The 15,286-nt window shown below is 59.9% G+C and carries 19 protein-coding genes; 12 read left to right on the top strand and 7 right to left on the bottom strand.

Annotated elements, in window-relative coordinates; genetic code table 11:
• Positions 1-49 precede the first annotated feature (49 nt).
• Complete coding sequence (locus KW848_RS07600) at positions 50-562, top strand: sigma-70 family RNA polymerase sigma factor (RefSeq protein WP_111451839.1); 513 nt, start codon at positions 50-52, stop codon at positions 560-562.
• Complete coding sequence (locus tag KW848_RS07595; RefSeq protein ID WP_218536462.1) at positions 555-1,298, top strand: anti-sigma factor; 744 nt, start codon at positions 555-557, stop codon at positions 1,296-1,298. The genes KW848_RS07600 and KW848_RS07595 overlap by 8 nt, the downstream gene beginning before the upstream one ends.
• A 45-nt stretch (positions 1,299-1,343) precedes the next feature.
• Here the strand turns inward: KW848_RS07595 and scpB are convergent, their stop codons facing one another.
• Genes scpB through KW848_RS07575 form a run of 4 tightly spaced genes read right to left on the bottom strand, consistent with a single transcriptional unit; the run spans position 1,344 to position 4,676 of the window.
• Entirely contained in the window at positions 1,344-2,336 is a 993-nt protein-coding gene (scpB, locus tag KW848_RS07590) for an SMC-Scp complex subunit ScpB (RefSeq protein WP_218536461.1), read from the bottom strand.
• A gap of 11 nt (positions 2,337-2,347) precedes the next feature.
• Positions 2,348-3,169, bottom strand: a complete 822-nt coding sequence (locus KW848_RS07585; protein ID WP_008156118.1) for a ScpA family protein — start codon at positions 3,167-3,169, stop codon at positions 2,348-2,350.
• The gene (locus KW848_RS07580; RefSeq protein ID WP_111451925.1) at positions 3,170-3,799 is read right to left on the bottom strand and encodes an L-threonylcarbamoyladenylate synthase; all 630 of its coding nucleotides are present in this window, start codon (positions 3,797-3,799) and stop codon (positions 3,170-3,172) included.
• A gap of 13 nt (positions 3,800-3,812) precedes the next feature.
• Positions 3,813-4,676 (bottom strand): PHP domain-containing protein, encoded by an 864-nt coding sequence (locus KW848_RS07575; RefSeq protein WP_218536460.1) that lies wholly within the window; start codon positions 4,674-4,676, stop codon positions 3,813-3,815.
• A gap of 87 nt (positions 4,677-4,763) precedes the next feature.
• Between KW848_RS07575 and KW848_RS07570 the strand changes: the two genes are divergently transcribed.
• From KW848_RS07570 to KW848_RS07545, 6 genes are all read left to right on the top strand, one after another.
• Entirely contained in the window at positions 4,764-5,360 is a 597-nt protein-coding gene (locus KW848_RS07570) for a septation protein A (protein WP_218536459.1), read from the top strand.
• A gap of 1 nt (position 5,361) precedes the next feature.
• A complete protein-coding gene (locus KW848_RS07565) occupies positions 5,362-5,661 on the top strand; it encodes a YciI family protein (protein ID WP_008156126.1) in 300 nt (99 codons plus the stop codon).
• Between the two features lie 109 nt (positions 5,662-5,770).
• Entirely contained in the window at positions 5,771-6,184 is a 414-nt protein-coding gene (locus tag KW848_RS07560) for a translation initiation factor 2 (RefSeq protein WP_111451835.1), read from the top strand.
• A gap of 7 nt (positions 6,185-6,191) precedes the next feature.
• Entirely contained in the window at positions 6,192-6,869 is a 678-nt protein-coding gene (locus KW848_RS07555) for a response regulator transcription factor (protein WP_008156129.1), read from the top strand.
• A gap of 216 nt (positions 6,870-7,085) precedes the next feature.
• Positions 7,086-7,538, top strand: a complete 453-nt coding sequence (locus KW848_RS07550; RefSeq protein ID WP_218536458.1) for a Spy/CpxP family protein refolding chaperone — start codon at positions 7,086-7,088, stop codon at positions 7,536-7,538.
• A gap of 90 nt (positions 7,539-7,628) precedes the next feature.
• Positions 7,629-8,969, top strand: a complete 1,341-nt coding sequence (locus KW848_RS07545) for a cell wall metabolism sensor histidine kinase WalK (protein WP_111451833.1) — start codon at positions 7,629-7,631, stop codon at positions 8,967-8,969.
• A gap of 95 nt (positions 8,970-9,064) precedes the next feature.
• Here the strand turns inward: KW848_RS07545 and KW848_RS07540 are convergent, their stop codons facing one another.
• A complete protein-coding gene (locus KW848_RS07540; RefSeq protein WP_111451832.1) occupies positions 9,065-9,631 on the bottom strand; it encodes an NAD(P)H nitroreductase in 567 nt (188 codons plus the stop codon).
• 122 nt (positions 9,632-9,753) lie between these two features.
• On the opposite strand from KW848_RS07540, the gene KW848_RS07535 reads away from it, so the two are divergent.
• Entirely contained in the window at positions 9,754-11,208 is a 1,455-nt protein-coding gene (locus KW848_RS07535) for a TrkH family potassium uptake protein (protein ID WP_218536457.1), read from the top strand.
• Here the strand turns inward: KW848_RS07535 and KW848_RS07530 are convergent.
• The gene (locus tag KW848_RS07530) at positions 11,165-12,226 is read right to left on the bottom strand and encodes an AraC family transcriptional regulator (RefSeq protein ID WP_218536456.1); all 1,062 of its coding nucleotides are present in this window, start codon (positions 12,224-12,226) and stop codon (positions 11,165-11,167) included. The genes KW848_RS07535 and KW848_RS07530 overlap by 44 nt on opposite strands.
• 163 nt (positions 12,227-12,389) lie before the next feature.
• On the opposite strand from KW848_RS07530, the gene KW848_RS07525 reads away from it, so the two are divergent.
• A complete protein-coding gene (locus KW848_RS07525) occupies positions 12,390-12,701 on the top strand; it encodes an Mpo1-like protein (protein ID WP_008156143.1) in 312 nt (103 codons plus the stop codon).
• Positions 12,702-12,800: 99 nt separating this feature from the next.
• Positions 12,801-13,391 carry an HD domain-containing protein gene (locus tag KW848_RS07520; protein WP_218536455.1) on the top strand — a complete coding sequence of 197 codons (591 nt, stop codon included), beginning with the start codon at positions 12,801-12,803 and terminating at the stop codon, positions 13,389-13,391.
• 142 nt (positions 13,392-13,533) lie between these two features.
• Here KW848_RS07520 and KW848_RS07515 read toward each other — a convergent pair whose 3' ends face one another.
• Complete coding sequence (locus KW848_RS07515; RefSeq protein WP_192406705.1) at positions 13,534-14,349, bottom strand: UDP-2,3-diacylglucosamine diphosphatase; 816 nt, start codon at positions 14,347-14,349, stop codon at positions 13,534-13,536.
• Between the two features lie 129 nt (positions 14,350-14,478).
• Here KW848_RS07515 and KW848_RS07510 point away from each other — a divergent pair, with 129 nt between their 5' ends.
• The gene (locus tag KW848_RS07510) at positions 14,479-15,243 is read left to right on the top strand and encodes an AraC family transcriptional regulator (protein ID WP_218536454.1); all 765 of its coding nucleotides are present in this window, start codon (positions 14,479-14,481) and stop codon (positions 15,241-15,243) included.
• Positions 15,244-15,286 lie beyond the last annotated feature (43 nt).

Raw genomic sequence — 15,286 nt, 5'->3', positions numbered from 1 at the left:
AAAACCCGGCGAATGACGGTTATAGGGGTGGGACGTTACGGGAATCACTATGAAGCGATTTGAGGACTTGTTTGCGCCCCACATGGACGCCGCCTACAACCTCGCGCGCTGGCTCACCGGAAACGACAGCGCCGCGCGCGATGTCGTGCAGGAAAGCGCCCTGCGGGCCTTCAGATTCTTGCACCGTTTCACCGACGGCAATGCCAAGGCCTGGTTTCTGACCATCGTGCGTAACGAAAGCTACACCTGGCTCAAGGCCTCGGCCGGCCACCACTGGGTGGCTATCGGCGATGAACTGCCCGAAGACGATGCCGCGTTGAGTCACGGCCAAACCCCGGAGTTGCTGGCCATACACACGGAAAACGCGATGCTTGTCCAGCAAGCCCTGTGCGCCCTGCCGCCCATATTTCGCGAGGTGATTATTCTGAAGGAGCTCGAAGACATGCCCTACAAGGACATCGCCTTGGTCGCCGACATCCCGATCGGCACCGTCATGTCGAGACTGGCCCGGGCTCGCGCCATGCTCAAGCTCGAACTACTGAAGTTGCATGATCATGAATGAACTCGACTGCACGGCTTGCCAGATGCTGGTTCATGGCTATCTGGACAAGGAACTCGATACGGTGATGGCTGCCCGGGTCGCCGGGCATTTGGCTGTATGTGCCAACTGCGCGCGGTTGCATGATCAGGCGCGGCTACTGAAGGTCAGCGTGAAGCGACATGCGCCGTATTACTCGGCACCGGTGTCGTTGACTGCCAACCTTTTCGCCCCTGTTGCGCCACAAACCCGTGCAGTGGAACGTTGGCGAAAATGGTTCGCGCCTGTTTTTTCGGCGACAGCGCTGGCCTTGGCAGTGATGCTGTATGTCGTCACGCCGGCCAGCGAACAGCCGTTGATGGATGAGGCGGTCTCCAGCCATGTCCGCTCGTTAATGGGTGAACATTTGAACGATGTGGTTTCATCCGACCGCCATACAGTGAAGCCTTGGTTCACCGGCAAGCTCGACTTCTCGCCACCGGTATTCGATTACTCGGCGCAGGGCTTTCCATTATTGGGTGGACGGTTGGATTACCTGCAACATCAGACCACGGCGGCCCTGAGTTATGGGCGCGCCAAGCACATTATCAATGTGTTTATCCTGCCCACGCAGGAGGCGGACAAGCCGCGTCAGAGTCAGATGGTCCGCGGCTTTAACGTCGTGTTCTGGCAAGAAAACCACATGCAATTTGTACTGGTTTCCGATCTGGAGAAAAGTGAGCTGGAGGCGTTCAGCCAGTTGCTCAAGAACGGCGCCTGAAGGCAAGGTTGCGCTGCAACATAGATCTCCCACATTGGGCTCGTGTCAGTCTTCGTGCTGGCGGCGTTCGTTTTCGATCGCTTCGGCGAGGGCCTGGGCTTCGGCCTCTTCATCGCTGAGCTCAGGTGTCGACTGCTCCAACGCGGCTACAGCGGCCAGGAGCTTTGCGCGAGCTTCGGCGACGCCAAGAATGTCATCTTCCTGCTCTGGTTCCTGCTCTGGTTCCTGCTCTTCTTCGACAGTGGCTTCAGCCTCGACTTGAAGTTCAACTTCAGTGTCAGGCTCGGGCTCTGCCAACGCCCCTTCGGTCTCGGTCACCGCCCCATCGCGCAACAGATCGTCGAAGTCGGTCTTGAGCCCCTCCTCCATGGTGTCCAGTTCCAGCAACAGGGTGTGGAAACTGGTTTCTTCCTTCGGCTCTTCCGGCTCGGCGCTGGCGTCGGCCAACTCCTGCAGTGCGGCAGGCACCGGCGCGTCGTCGAAATCGAGCACCGGGTCAGGCTCAAGCTCGCGCAATTCGGCCAGCGGTGGCAAATCGTCGAGGTTTTTCAGGTTGAAGTGATCGAGAAAGGCCTTGGTGGTCGCAAACATCGCTGGTTTACCCGGCACGTCGCGGTAACCGACGATGCGGATCCACTCGCGCTCCAGCAAGGTTTTGACAATGTGACTGTTGACCGCCACGCCCCGCACGTCTTCGATCTCGCCCCGGGTGATCGGCTGGCGATAGGCGATCAGCGCGATGGTTTCGAGCATGGCGCGGGAATAGCGCTGCGGCCGCTCTTCCCATAAACGTCCGACCCATGGCGAGAACTTTTCGCGGATCTGCAAGCGATACCCAGAGGCCACTTCCTTCAGCTCAAAGGCGCGGCCGTCGCAGGACTTGGCGAGAATTGTCAGGGCTTTCTTGAAGACCGGCGGCTCCGGGCGCTCGCCCTCTTCGAAGAGTTCGAACAGGCGTTCAAGCGATTGCGGTTTTCCCGAGGCCAACAGAAAGGCTTCAAGCAGTGGCGCCAGCTCGCGGGGTTCAGTCAGGTTCATGATTCAACTCGTTATTCGGCTCGGGCCCGCACGTGGATCGCTGCGAACGGCTCATTCTGCACCAGCTCGACCAAAGATTCCTTGACCAGTTCGAGAATCGCCATAAAGGTCACCACCACCCCCAGACGTCCTTCTTCAGCGGTGAACAGCTCGGCAAAGGGCACGAAACCGCCGCCCTTGAGGCGCTCCAGCACATCGCTCATGCGTTCGCGGGTGGACAGTGCCTCGCGGCTGACCTGGTGACTTTCGAACATGTCGCCTCGGCGCAGGACCTCGGCCATGGACAACAGCAGCTCTGAAAGACGCACGTCTGGCAACAGCTTGCGTGCCCGGGCTTCCGGGGCGTCGAGCTTGGGGACTACCACGTCACGGCCCACACGGCTCAGGCCATCGATGCCTTCGGCTGCGGCCTTGAAGCGTTCGTACTCTTGCAAGCGGCGAATCAGTTCAGCGCGGGGGTCGTCTTCTTCGGCTTCGATCGTTTCGGCACGCGGCAGCAGCATCCGCGATTTGATCTCGGCCAGCATTGCGGCCATGACCAGGTACTCGGCGGCCAGCTCCAGGCGCACCGACTGCATCAACTCGACATAGCCCATGTACTGACGGGTAATTTCCGCCACCGGGATGTCGAGGATGTTGATGTTCTGTTTGCGGATCAGGTACAGCAGCAAGTCGAGAGGGCCTTCGAAGGCTTCGAGAAAGACCTCAAGCGCATCCGGCGGAATGTACAGGTCCAGCGGCATTTCCATGACCGCCTGGCCATAGACCATCGCGAAGGGCAGCTCTTGCTGGGCTCCGGCCTGACTGTCAACAACGGGTTCTACTGCAGACATCTACGCCTCGGCCATGAACGGCGTCGGGTCGCCGCAGCCAACACGGATCACTTCCGGCTCGCCGTCGGCGAGATTGATCACGGTGGACGCCTTGATTCCGCCGAAACCGCCGTCGATGATCAGGTCGACCTGATGCTCAAGCAACTGACGCATTTCGTAAGGATCGGTCATCGGGTCAGTGTCGCCGGGCATGATCAGGGTCACGCTCATCAGCGGTTCGCCGAGTTCCTCCAACAGTGCCAGGGCAATCGGATGACTCGGCACACGCAGGCCGATGGTGCGTTTTTTCGGGTGCAACAACAGCCGCGGCACTTCGCGGGTGGCGTTGAGAATGAAGGTATACGGACCCGGCAAGTGGGCCTTGAGCAAACGGAAAAGGCCGGTGTCGATCTTGGCGAACAGCCCCAGTTGCGACAGGTCGCTGCAAATCAGTGCGAAGTTGTGCTTGTCATCCAGTCCACGCAACCGACGCACGCGCTCCACGGCATTCTTGTCGCCGATCTGGCAACCAATGGCGTAGGACGAGTCTGTGGGATAAATCACCACCCCGCCGCTGCGGATGATTTCGACAGCCTGTTTGATCAGGCGCGCTTGCGGGTTTTCCGGATGAATCTGGAAAAATTGACTCACATTCTCTACCTGTTCAGACGGCGGCAATAATTGGGTCATGTTTGAATCGACACCACAGTGGCGGCAGATCCTCCGGGAGCGGGCGGTATTCACCGATCTCGGACCAACCTCCAGGACCATGAAAATCACTGCCGGCGCTGACCAGCAGACCGAACTCACGGGCGAGAATCGCCAGGCTGCCCACTTGCTCGGCGGGCTGATGGCCATTGACCACTTCGATTGCGTGGCCCCCTGCTTGAATATAGTCGGCAATCAGCCGGCGACGTTTGCTGCGAGTGAAATCGTAGTGCCACGGGTGCGCCAGGCTGACCCAGGCCTTGGCGGCGCGCAGGGTTTCGACCGTGTCTTCCAGGGTCGGCCAGTGTTGCTTGACGTCCCCCAGCTTGCCGGCACCCAGCCATTTGCGGAACGCTTCGGCGCGATCCTTGACGAAACCTTCACGCACCATCCAGTCGGCGAAATGCGGACGGGCCGGCGCGTTGCCGCTGTCGCCCAGTTCCTGCTGGATCGCCCGGGCACCTTCCAGCGCCCCCGGCATGCCTTTAAGCGCCAACTTGCGGCTTATTTCTTCGGACCGTAACCAGCGGCCATCGTGCAATTTTGCGATGGCCTCGACCAACGGCACAGCGTTGACGTCGAAACCATAGCCCAGCACGTGAATGGTCGCGCCGCCCCAGGTGCAGGACAATTCGACGCCGTTGACCAGTTGCATCCCCAGCGCAGTCGCGGTGCTGCGGGCCTCATCAAGGCCTTCGAGGGTGTCGTGATCGGTCAAGGCCAGGACTCGCACGCCTTTCTCGAACGCACGCGCAACCAGTACTGCTGGCGCGAGAGCGCCATCGGAGGCCGTGCTATGGCAGTGCAAATCAACATTCACAGGACTTTTTTACCTCAAATCAGCTGGCGCTATCGCGCGCCCATATGTTTGTTATTATGCCGCCACATCCTGCTTCTGGCTGCCACTGTGAAACAATTCATCGATTTCATCCCGCTTCTGCTGTTCTTCATCGTCTTCAAGCTCGATCCCCGGGTCGTCGACATCGCCGGTCACGAGGTCACTGTAGGCGGTATTTACAGCGCCACCGCCATGCTGATCATCAGCTCCCTGGTGGTTTACGGCACGCTGTTCATCAAGCAGCGCAAGCTGGAGAAGAGCCAGTGGCTGACCCTCATCGCCTGCCTGGTCTTCGGCAGCCTGACCCTGGCGTTCCACAGCGAAACCTTCCTGAAATGGAAAGCCCCGGTGGTGAACTGGCTGTTCGCCCTGGCGTTCATTGGCAGCCACTTTGTCGGTGAGCAACTGCTGATCAAACGCATCATGGGCCACGCGCTGACCCTGCCGGATCCGGTCTGGACTCGCCTGAACATCGCCTGGATCGGGTTTTTCCTGTTTTGCGGTGCCGCCAACCTGTTCGTCGCGTTCACCTTTCAGGACTACTGGGTCGACTTCAAAGTCTTCGGCAGCCTGGGTATGACGCTGCTGTTCCTGGTCGGCCAGGGCATTTACCTGTCCCGCCACCTGCACGACGCCGATACCACTACGCCAAAAACCGAGGACTGACATGCTTTACGCAATCATTGCCACAGACGTCGCCAACTCCCTGGAAGCCCGCCTGGCCGCACGGCCTGCACACCTTGAGCGCCTGCAAGTGCTCAAAGGTGAAGGTCGCATCGTTTTGGCCGGTCCACACCCGGCGGTCGACAGCAATGATCCGGGCGCTGCGGGTTTCACCGGCAGCCTGATCGTCGCCGAATTCGATTCCCTGAGCGCCGCACAGGCCTGGGCCGACGCTGATCCGTATATCGCCGCAGGCGTCTACGCCAACGTTTCGGTCAAGCCGTTCAAGCAAGTCCTCCCGTAATTTCTCCCCCCACGATGAACCTTGTCGGTTCATCGTGCTCTCAACGCTCATTATTCTCGTTTACCGGCCGACAACCTGCCCAATACTCGTATTGGAATCAGGAGTGGCGATGCGCAAAGGTCCGTTGTGTCTGATGTTGGTGACGTTGTCGATTGTGGCCCCTGCCCACGGTGAAGAAAGCGCCGAGGGCGGCAGTTCCACGCCATTGTCCCTGAGCGCCGGCAGCCAGATCACCCAGTTGCAACAGCGCTTGAAGGTAAGCGAACAGCAACGAGAAGAACTGAGTAAACAACTGCAAAATACCGATGCCGAACGCGAAAGCGCTCAGCTGAGCCGGTTGCGCCAAGAGAATCAGCGCCTCAAGCTGCAACTCAAGGAAACACAGGCCGGCAACCCGCTGCCGCGTCTATTGACCGACCAGCAACAGTGGTTCGTCATCGGCGCCGGGGTAGCGCTATTGGCGCTGCTCTGCGGTATCTTCGCCAGTGGTGCCACCAGAAAACGTAGGCAATGGCTAAATTGAGTGAGTCATGAGCGAGCTGTTATTAATTGATGATGACCAGGAGCTGTGCGAGCTCCTGAGCAGTTGGCTGAGCCAGGAAGGCTTCCACGTCCGCGCCTGCCACGATGGTCAGAGCGCCCGTCGCGCACTGGCCGAAACATCGCCGGCAGCCGTGGTGCTGGATGTGATGCTGCCGGACGGCAGCGGTCTGGAGCTGCTCAAGCAATTGCGTAGCGATCACCCGGACTTGCCGGTGCTGATGCTCTCGGCTCGCGGCGAACCGCTGGACCGCATCCTCGGCCTGGAACTCGGCGCCGACGATTACCTGGCCAAACCGTGCGACCCACGGGAACTGACAGCCCGCCTGCGCGCCGTGTTGCGCCGCAGTCATCCGGCAGCCGTCTCCAGTCAGCTCGAACTGGGCGACCTGTGTTTCAGCCCGGTACGTGGCGTGGTCAGCATCGATGAACAGGAATTCACCCTCACCGTCTCCGAAAGCCGCTTGCTAGAAGCCCTGCTCAAGCAACCCGGCGAGCCGCTGGACAAACAGGAACTGGCGCAAATCGCCCTCGGCCGCAAACTGACGCTGTACGACCGCAGCCTGGACATGCACGTCAGCAACCTGCGCAAAAAGATCGGCCCGCACCCCGACGGTCGCCCACGCATCGTCGCCCTGCGCAGCCGCGGCTATTACTACAGCCTCTAATCCCGAATATCTTCCCCCGTAGGAGCACGGCTTGCCGGCGATGACTATCTCAAGGACGCCATCGCCAGCAAGCCGTGCTCCTACGATGCCTGTTTTGTCAGGTCGGCGAGAAATCGTCTTTACCCAAGCTTTACGCTCCGCTGACCACCGCTGACCTTGATCTGCGTAATCTGTACTCATCCGGAACGTACCGGGAACGAGACAAGGAGATTCACCATGCGCAAGACTCTTATCGCTCTGATGTTCGCTGCCGCCCTGCCAACCGTTGCCATGGCCGCCATGCCTGAAGATACCGGCCCGATGGGTGGCCCGATGGACGGCTCACGCCATGGCGGTCAGATGCACGGCATGCACGGCAAAGGCCCGTACAGCCAGCTGGACCTGAGCCGCGAACAGCGCGAGCAGATCCGCAAAATCATGGGCGAGCAGATGCACGAGCGTAAGCAAGTGGTCGAAAAGTACCTGGAAAAACTCTCGCCAGCCGACCAGAAAGCCATGAAAGATGAAATGGCGGCCAACCACAAGAAAGCCGAAGCCGACGTGCGCGCCTTGCTGAAACCGGATCAACAGAAGCAATTCGACGAGATCCAGAAAAAACAGGCTGAACGTCGCGCCGAATGGGCCGAGTTCAAGGCCTGGAAAGCGCAACAGGCACAAAAGGCGCAATAATGCCGCTAACCCCCGGACCCGACGGCTAACACCGTCGGGGCTGATATCACTCAGTCTAATGTGGGATTTGTGTTTGCTTGAGGATTTTCTGTGCGCTCATTGTTCTGGCGTATTCTGGCCAGCTTCTGGTTGGCCATCGCTCTGGTTGCAGGGCTTTCCATTCTGCTGGGGCACATGCTCAACCAGGACGCGTGGATTCTCAGCCGCCATCCGGGCCTCAACACCTTGGCCGAACAGTGGACGCAAACCTACGAATCACAGGGTGAAGACGCGGCCCAGGACATTCTGGAACAGCGCAAGCGCCAGTATCACATCGACGTTCAAGTGCTCAACGAGAGCGGCGATCCGGTGGTGCGCGGCACCTTCCCACGCCGGGCGGCCGCCTTCGAAGCGCGACAGAACAACGACGACCGCCGCCTGCCATGGCGTCGTTTGACGGCGGAGTACACCAGCGAAAAAACCGGCGACACCTACCTGCTGATCTACCGCATTCCGCACCCGGAGCTGGACGCGTGGCACCGCGAAAGCCTGCTCTGGCCGTTGAGTGCGCTGGGTATCGCGCTGGTGGTCCTGACCTTGTTCAGCCTGTTCGTGACGATGTCCATTACTCGCCCACTCAACCGCTTGCGCGGCGCAGTGCATGATCTGGGGCAAACCACCTACCAACAAAACAGCCTGGTAAAACTGGCCAATCGGCGCGATGAGTTCGGCGTGCTGGCCAACGACTTCAACCGCATGGGCGCGCGTCTGCAAAGTTTGATCGGCAGTCAGCGGCAGTTGCTGCGGGATGTGTCCCATGAACTGCGTTCACCGCTTGCCCGGCTGCGAATTGCGCTGGCTCTGGCCGAGCGGGCCAACCCTGAAGAACGGCAAAAACTCTGGCCGCGCCTCACTCGGGAGTGCGATCGACTGGAAGCGCTGATCAGCGAAATTCTGGTTCTGGCGCGGGTCGATGCCGACAACGCCAGCGCTGAAGAGGTTGATCTCAATGCGCTGCTCAACACCCTGCAAAAGGATGCTCAATTGGGTTCGCCGGAGCAAAACGTGCACCTTGAGGCCGAGCCGCAGTTGAACCTTAAAGGCTGGCCGACGATGATCGAGCGCGCCCTCGACAACCTGCTGCGCAATGCTCAGCGGTTCAACCCGGTGGGACAATCGATTGAAATGCAGGCGGTGCGTCAGGGTGAGCGGATTGTGGTCAGTGTGCGCGACCATGGGCCGGGGGTAGAGGCTGCGCATTTGAGTCAGTTGGGTGAGCCGTTCTACCGGGCGCCGGGGCAGACGGCGGCCGGGCATGGTTTGGGATTGGCGATTGCGCGCCGTGCGGCGGAACGGCATGGCGGTAGTCTGGTGTTGGCCAATCATCCCGATGGCGGGTTTATCGCCAGCCTCGAATTACCGTTAGTACCGGGAATCGTCGTCCAACCCTGATCAACTGCTCGCGAAGGCGGCTTAACATTCAATAGATATGTTGACTGAACCGACGCTTTCGCGAGCAGGCTCGCTCACACAGGAGTTTGATGGTGTCAGGCTTTTCCGGGCCAGGCGCTGACGAATTCAGCCAGGTCGACTTTCTCCGCCACGCGCGGTTCTTTCTGCGGCGTGCCAAGGTAAAGAAACGCTATCACCTCTTCCCCTTCCGCCAAACCCAAACCCTTGGCCACATGCGCCGAATACGCCAGCTCACCCGTGCGCCATACCGCGCCAATCCCTTGCGCATAAGCCGCCAGCAAAATCCCGTGAGCCGCACAGCCCGCCGCCAGCCGTTGTTCGGACTTCGGATATTTGACGTGATCCTGCAACCGGGCGATCACCACAACCACCAGTGGCGCGCGCAGTGGACCGTTACGCGCCTTGTCCAACGCCGCCTCGGACACTTCGCTGTCCTGCAGCTTCGCCGCTTCGGCCAGCAACTCGCCCATTTGCTCGCGCGCCGCGCCTTCGACTGTCAGGAAGCGCCAAGGCTGCAAGTGGCCATGGTCTGGCGCTCGCATCGCAGCGCCAAACAGCACTTCACGCTGTTCTGCGGTGGGGGCCGGTTCTATCAGTCGTGGAACGGAAACACGGTTGAGCAAAGCGTCGAGAGCCTGCATCGGCCACCTCCTGAAAAAAATGTGAGGCTATTCTAGCTGCAACCACCTCGGGAGTGCCGGTTTACATAGCAGACCCCACAGGTAGAATGGCGCCCTTCCCTATTTCAGCCTGAGCGGACTTCATGGCGTTGCCGACCTTACGTCTCATTGGTTTCATCATCGGCATCTTCCTGATCACCCTGGCCATCGCCATGGTCGTGCCCATGGCCACGCTGGTGATTTTCGAGCGTACCAGCGACCTGACGTCGTTCCTCTGGGCGAGCATGATTACCTTTGTCGCCGGCCTCGCGCTGGTCATCCCCGGTCGCCCGGAACATGTACACCTGCGCCCGCGGGACATGTACCTGCTGACGGTCAGCAGCTGGCTGGTGGTGTGCATCTTCGCCGCGCTGCCGTTCCTGCTGACCCAGCACATCAGCTATACCGACTCGTTCTTCGAAAGCATGTCCGGCATTACCGCCACCGGGTCGACGGTGCTCACGGGCCTGGACGCCATGTCCCCCGGCATTCTGATGTGGCGCTCGTTGCTGCACTGGATCGGCGGCATCGGCTTTATCGGCATGGCGGTAGCGATTCTGCCACTGCTGCGCATTGGTGGCATGCGGCTGTTTCAGACCGAGTCGTCAGACCGTTCCGAAAAAATCATGCCCCGATCGCACATGGTGGCGCGTTTGATCGTTGCGGCCTACGTCGGCATCACCATTTTCGGCAGCCTGGCGTTCTGGTGGGCCGGTATGAGCCTGTTCGATGCGATCAACCACGCGATGTCGGCGATTTCCACCGGTGGTTTCTCAACGTCCGACCAGTCTCTGGCCAAGTGGACGCAACCGGCGGTGCATTGGGTGGCGATCGTCATCATGATCCTCGGCAGCCTGCCGTTCACCCTGTATGTAGCGACCTTGCGCGGTAACCGCAAAGCACTGATCAAGGATCAGCAGGTTCAAGGCTTGCTCGGCATGTTGCTGGTAACCTGGCTGGTGCTCGGCACCTGGTACTGGTGGACCACCCAGTTACATTGGCTGGAGGCGCTGCGGCATGTGGCGCTGAACGTGACTTCGGTGGTGACGACCACCGGGTTCGCACTCGGGGACTACAGCCTGTGGGGCAACTTCTCACTGATGCTGTTCTTCTATCTGGGTTTTGTCGGCGGCTGCTCGGGCTCGACCGCCGGCGGGATCAAGATTTTCCGCTTCCAGGTCGCGTACATCCTGCTCAAGGCCAACCTTAACCAGTTGATTCATCCACGCGCGGTGATCAAGCAGAAGTACAACGGTCACCGCCTCGACGAAGAGATCGTGCGTTCGATTCTGACCTTTTCGTTTTTCTTCGCCATCACCATCTGCGTGATCGCGCTGCTGTTGTCGCTGCTCGGCGTGGACTGGATGACCGCCCTTACCGGCGCCGCCAGCACAGTGTCCGGCGTTGGCCCGGGCCTGGGCGAGACCATTGGCCCGGCGGGTAACTTCGCCACCCTGCCGGACGCGGCCAAGTGGATTCTCTCGTTCGGCATGCTGCTGGGCCGACTCGAAATCATTACGGTGTTTGTTCTGTGTATTCCGGCGTTCTGGCGTCACTGACAGGCGCAAGCGCGTCCATCAGCCGCGCGCGGTACTCGCCGGGGGTGGCGTCGAACCAGCGGCGGAAAGCGCGGAAGAAGTTGCTCGGATCGGCGAACCCCAGCAGGTAGGCAATTTCCAGCAAGGTCATGGTCGGCTGCGCCAGGTATTGCTCGGCCAGTTCACGTCGGGTGTCGTCCAGCAACGTCTGAAAACTCGTGCCCTCTTCCTGCAAGCGTCGCTGCAAGGTGCGTTGCGACAGGTGCAGCGTCTGCGCCACGGTATCGCGCTTGGGTTCGCCCTGGGGCAGCAAACGGCACAGCACCTGTCGCGCCTTGTGGGTCACGCGACTCTCGGAAAATCGCGCCAGGTATTCACCGGCAAACCGGTCATGCAACAGCGCCATCGCCTCGTTGGCGGTAGGCAGCGGAGCCTCCATGTCAGCGCGTTCGAAGATCAAGGCGTCATACGGTGCGTTGAACACCAAAGGCGCATGGAAGGCTTGTTTATAGGGTTCGAGATCGGCGGGCTCTTCGCCCTGCACCAGCACCTTGCGCGGTTGCAAGGTGCGCCCGGTCAACCAGCCGCACAGCGCCAGGGCACAGGCCAGTGACGCTTCGGCGCTTTGCCGGGTCGGTGGCAGATGGTCGCCGTGGACCGTCAGAATCAGCGCGTAGCCTTCTTCCAACAATCGGAAACTCAGGTCGGCACTTTCCGCAATGATCCGCTGATAGCGCACCAGCCGTTGAAAGCCTTCGGCCAGGGTCTGGCTGGACATCAAGGCGTAACCGGCCACATGAAAGGAGGCCGGTCGCACGACCTTGCCCATGTTCAGGCCAATCGCCGGGTTACCGGACAGCTCAACCGCGCGCTGCCACAGCCGCGTCATGGAATCCTGCGGGAAGCGCGCGTCCGGATCATCCAGTGCCGCGTAGTCGAGCCCCAGCTGTTTGAACAGCACCCGGCAATCCAGGCCGTCCATCTCCAGTGCTTTGACAATCCCCATCGCCCAGCTTGCAGAAGTCGTTCGTTCGCTCATGGCGTTTACTTACTACTTAGTGAGCCGTCTATCGCGGCCAATTTCCGAAGGATACTAAAGTGGCGCCTATTGTCACTGGCTGATGCCAATGATCACTCTAGACTCAAATAAGCTACCCGCAGAACAACTTGCAGTCAGAACAATAACCACAGAGATCGCAGTCGTGGAAAACATCAAACGTTTCAACAGCTTCGCTGAGTTCTACCCGTATTACCTCAGCGAACACAGCAACAGCACCTGCCGACGATTGCACTTTATCGGCACGACGCTGGTTATTTTCATCCTGGCCCTGACCATCGGCAAAGGCGCCTGGCTGCTGTTATGGGCCCTTCCTCTGGCGGGTTACAGCTTCGCCTGGGCCGGGCATTTCTTTTTCGAGAAGAACCGTCCCGCGACCTTTCAACATCCGTTTTACAGCCTGCTCGGCGATTTCGTCATGTACCGAGACATGATTCTGGGTCGCGTGCCGTTCTAGGCCCGACGGGCCACAAAAGCGTCCTGCGCAGCCAGTGCGGTATTGGATCCAGGCTCTACACTCAAAAAATCCCTTTCGATAAGAACAAGCGGAGAGCCGATGAACGCCCACGCCCGTTTCACCCACATGCAGGACGGCACGCAGGAAGACTGGGCGATCATCGCCGCAGATTTCAGTGCCTATGCGAGGCAATTGCCGACACGGATTGTGGCGCACCTGAAATTACTGGAGGGTGATTTTGGCGGCTTCCCGGTGGATCGTCTGACCCATTCCCTGCAAACCGCCAGCCGTGCCTGGCGTGATGGCCGCGATGAAGAATACGTGGTCTGCGCGCTGCTTCACGACATTGGCGACACCTTGGGTTCCTACAACCACCCGGACATCGCTGCGGCAATCCTCAAGCCGTTCGTCAGCGCCGCGAACCTGTGGATGGTCGAGAAACACGGAATTTTCCAGGGGTATTACTTCTTCCATCATCTAGGGATGGACCGGCATTTGCGCGAGCAATTCAGCGGGCATCCGCAGTATCAGGCGACCATTGAGTTTTGCGCCAAATATGACGCCGCGGCGTTTGACCCAGCGTATGACACGCTGCCGCTGAGCTTCTTTGAACCGATGATGGAACGGTTGTTTGCGCAGCCCAAGTACTCGATTTACAAGGCGGCGATGGAAGAACACGCGTCGGCCTGATCGATCCAGTGGGACCGCTGCGCGGTCCATTCGCGAGCAAGCCCGCTCCCACATTGGACTTTGTCTAACTTGAGAATGCGGTCAACTGTGGGAGTAGGCTTGCTCGCGAAGAGGCCAATCCATACACCACATCTCTAACGATTCAAGCCGGCTCTGCGATTTTGATGGCTTTCAACTCGGCCTCCCGCGCCTGGGCATCCGCCAATCGATATAACTCGATCGTTCCGTCCCAATGCTCGATCAGCGCGGTGCACGACTCCACCCAATCCCCGCAATTGAGGTAATCCACCCCGCCGACCTTGCGTATCTCGGCATGGTGAATGTGCCCGCATACCACGCCGTGCAACTCGCGTTTGACGCATTCGTGAGCGATGGCTTCTTCGAAATCGCTGATGAAGCTGACCGCGGTTTTGACCTTGTGCTTGAGGTACGCCGACAGCGACCAGTAACCGTAGCCATAGCGTGCGCGCCAATGGTTGAGCCAGCGGTTGAGGGTCAGGGTGAATTCGTAGGCCGAGTCGCCGAGAAAGGCCAGCCAGCGGTGATACCTCGTGATCACGTCAAACTGGTCGCCATGAATGACCAGGAGATGGCGACCATCGGCGGTCACGTGCACGGCTTCATCCACCAGTTGGATATTGCCCAGAATCAGCTTCGAATAGCGGCGCAGGAATTCGTCGTGGTTGCCGGTGACGTAGATCACCTCGGTACCGCGCTTGCTCATGGTCAGCAAGCGGCGGATCACGTTCGTGTGCGCCTGAGGCCAGTACATGCCGCCGCGCAGCTTCCAGCCATCGATGATGTCGCCGACCAGGTAGATCTTGTCCGCGTGATAGCCCTTGAGAAACTGCGACAGGTGTTCGGCCTGGCAATCCCGGGTGCCCAGATGCACGTCGGAAATCCACAAGGTTCGCACACGTTGCTTACGACTGGGTTTGGCGAGCTCGGCGCTGGTCATGGGCAACCCTCTGGAAAAGTTTTTGCAAGCTTGCGCCGGTCGGGTTAATCGCCCATGACAGTGGCGAGTCAGTCCTGTGACAGCGCCGGGCCGGTGTAGACTGACCGCACCTTGACCAGGAGACCTGCGATGAGACCGATCCTCACGCTACGCCAATACACTCATGACCTGATCGTCCACAGTCACGACCACGCGCAACTGGTGTTCGGGCTGTCGGGTGCGCTGGATTTCGAGGTCGACGGGCGTGGCAGTCAGGTGGTTCAACAGAGTTTCGTGGTGGTGCCGTCCGGTTTCCATCACGCCTGCGGTAGCGCCAATGGCAGCCGTTGCCTGGTGCTGGATGTGCCCAGCGACCAATGGGTTGCTCAGTCCCTGGGTGACCACGCCGAGGCCAGCCGTCGTTTGCTCGACAATGCCGGTCGCCTGCCGCTGGATGCCGGGCAAAGCCAATTGGTCAGTTGGTTGGCGGGCAGTCAGGTCAACGATCCATTGATCGCGCAACAAGGCGCGGTGTTGTTGCTGGCCAGCCTCAACAACGCCAAACCCGAGATCGTCGGCGGTCGGCGCCTGCCTTATGCGGCGCTGAATGCGCACATCGATCAGTACGCCGCCTATCCACTTCAAGTCGCCGATCTGGCACGCGTCGCTGGTCTGTCCAGCGCACGGCTGCATGCGCGGTTCGTTGCTGAATGTGGGCAGACGCCGATGGATTACATCCGCAGTCGACGTTTGCATATCGCGGTGGGACTGCTGCGGGATTCGCCATTGCCCATCGGCGAGGTTGCCAGTCGGGTCGGTTACAGTTCCCAGAGTGCATTTGCTGCAGCGGTGTTGCGGGAGTTTGGCGCATCGCCTGGCAAGTTGCGCCGAGAGGCTGGCGACAAAGGACGATAGTCTGGCGACAGACACAACGGGACGTTGCGCGGTTCAATGTAGG

Origin of the sequence: Pseudomonas sp. PDM25 (assembly GCF_019219045.1) — a bacterium.
GTDB lineage: Bacteria > Pseudomonadota > Gammaproteobacteria > Pseudomonadales > Pseudomonadaceae > Aquipseudomonas.
The sequence above is the reverse complement of the archived record's forward strand: the minus strand, read 5'-3'. Positions and strand labels throughout refer to the sequence as shown.

What these genes read in the sequence shown, in the direction of transcription:
- KW848_RS07520 (WP_218536455.1), top strand. Translation starts at nt 12,801, where the DNA reads ATGAACGCCCACGCCCGTTTCACCCACATGCAGGACGGCACGCAGGAA.
- KW848_RS07550 (WP_218536458.1), top strand. Translation starts at nt 7,086, where the DNA reads ATGCGCAAGACTCTTATCGCTCTGATGTTCGCTGCCGCCCTGCCAACC.
- KW848_RS07510 (WP_218536454.1), top strand. Translation starts at nt 14,479, where the DNA reads ATGAGACCGATCCTCACGCTACGCCAATACACTCATGACCTGATCGTC.
- KW848_RS07600 (WP_111451839.1), top strand. Translation starts at nt 50, where the DNA reads ATGAAGCGATTTGAGGACTTGTTTGCGCCCCACATGGACGCCGCCTAC.
- KW848_RS07585 (WP_008156118.1), bottom strand. Translation starts at nt 3,169, where the DNA reads ATGTCTGCAGTAGAACCCGTTGTTGACAGTCAGGCCGGAGCCCAGCAA.
- KW848_RS07595 (WP_218536462.1), top strand. Translation starts at nt 555, where the DNA reads ATGAATGAACTCGACTGCACGGCTTGCCAGATGCTGGTTCATGGCTAT.
- KW848_RS07540 (WP_111451832.1), bottom strand. Translation starts at nt 9,631, where the DNA reads ATGCAGGCTCTCGACGCTTTGCTCAACCGTGTTTCCGTTCCACGACTG.
- KW848_RS07515 (WP_192406705.1), bottom strand. Translation starts at nt 14,349, where the DNA reads ATGACCAGCGCCGAGCTCGCCAAACCCAGTCGTAAGCAACGTGTGCGA.
- scpB (WP_218536461.1), bottom strand. Translation starts at nt 2,336, where the DNA reads ATGAACCTGACTGAACCCCGCGAGCTGGCGCCACTGCTTGAAGCCTTT.
- KW848_RS07560 (WP_111451835.1), top strand. Translation starts at nt 5,771, where the DNA reads ATGCGCAAAGGTCCGTTGTGTCTGATGTTGGTGACGTTGTCGATTGTG.
- KW848_RS07535 (WP_218536457.1), top strand. Translation starts at nt 9,754, where the DNA reads ATGGCGTTGCCGACCTTACGTCTCATTGGTTTCATCATCGGCATCTTC.
- KW848_RS07565 (WP_008156126.1), top strand. Translation starts at nt 5,362, where the DNA reads ATGCTTTACGCAATCATTGCCACAGACGTCGCCAACTCCCTGGAAGCC.
- KW848_RS07530 (WP_218536456.1), bottom strand. Translation starts at nt 12,226, where the DNA reads ATGAGCGAACGAACGACTTCTGCAAGCTGGGCGATGGGGATTGTCAAA.
- KW848_RS07555 (WP_008156129.1), top strand. Translation starts at nt 6,192, where the DNA reads ATGAGCGAGCTGTTATTAATTGATGATGACCAGGAGCTGTGCGAGCTC.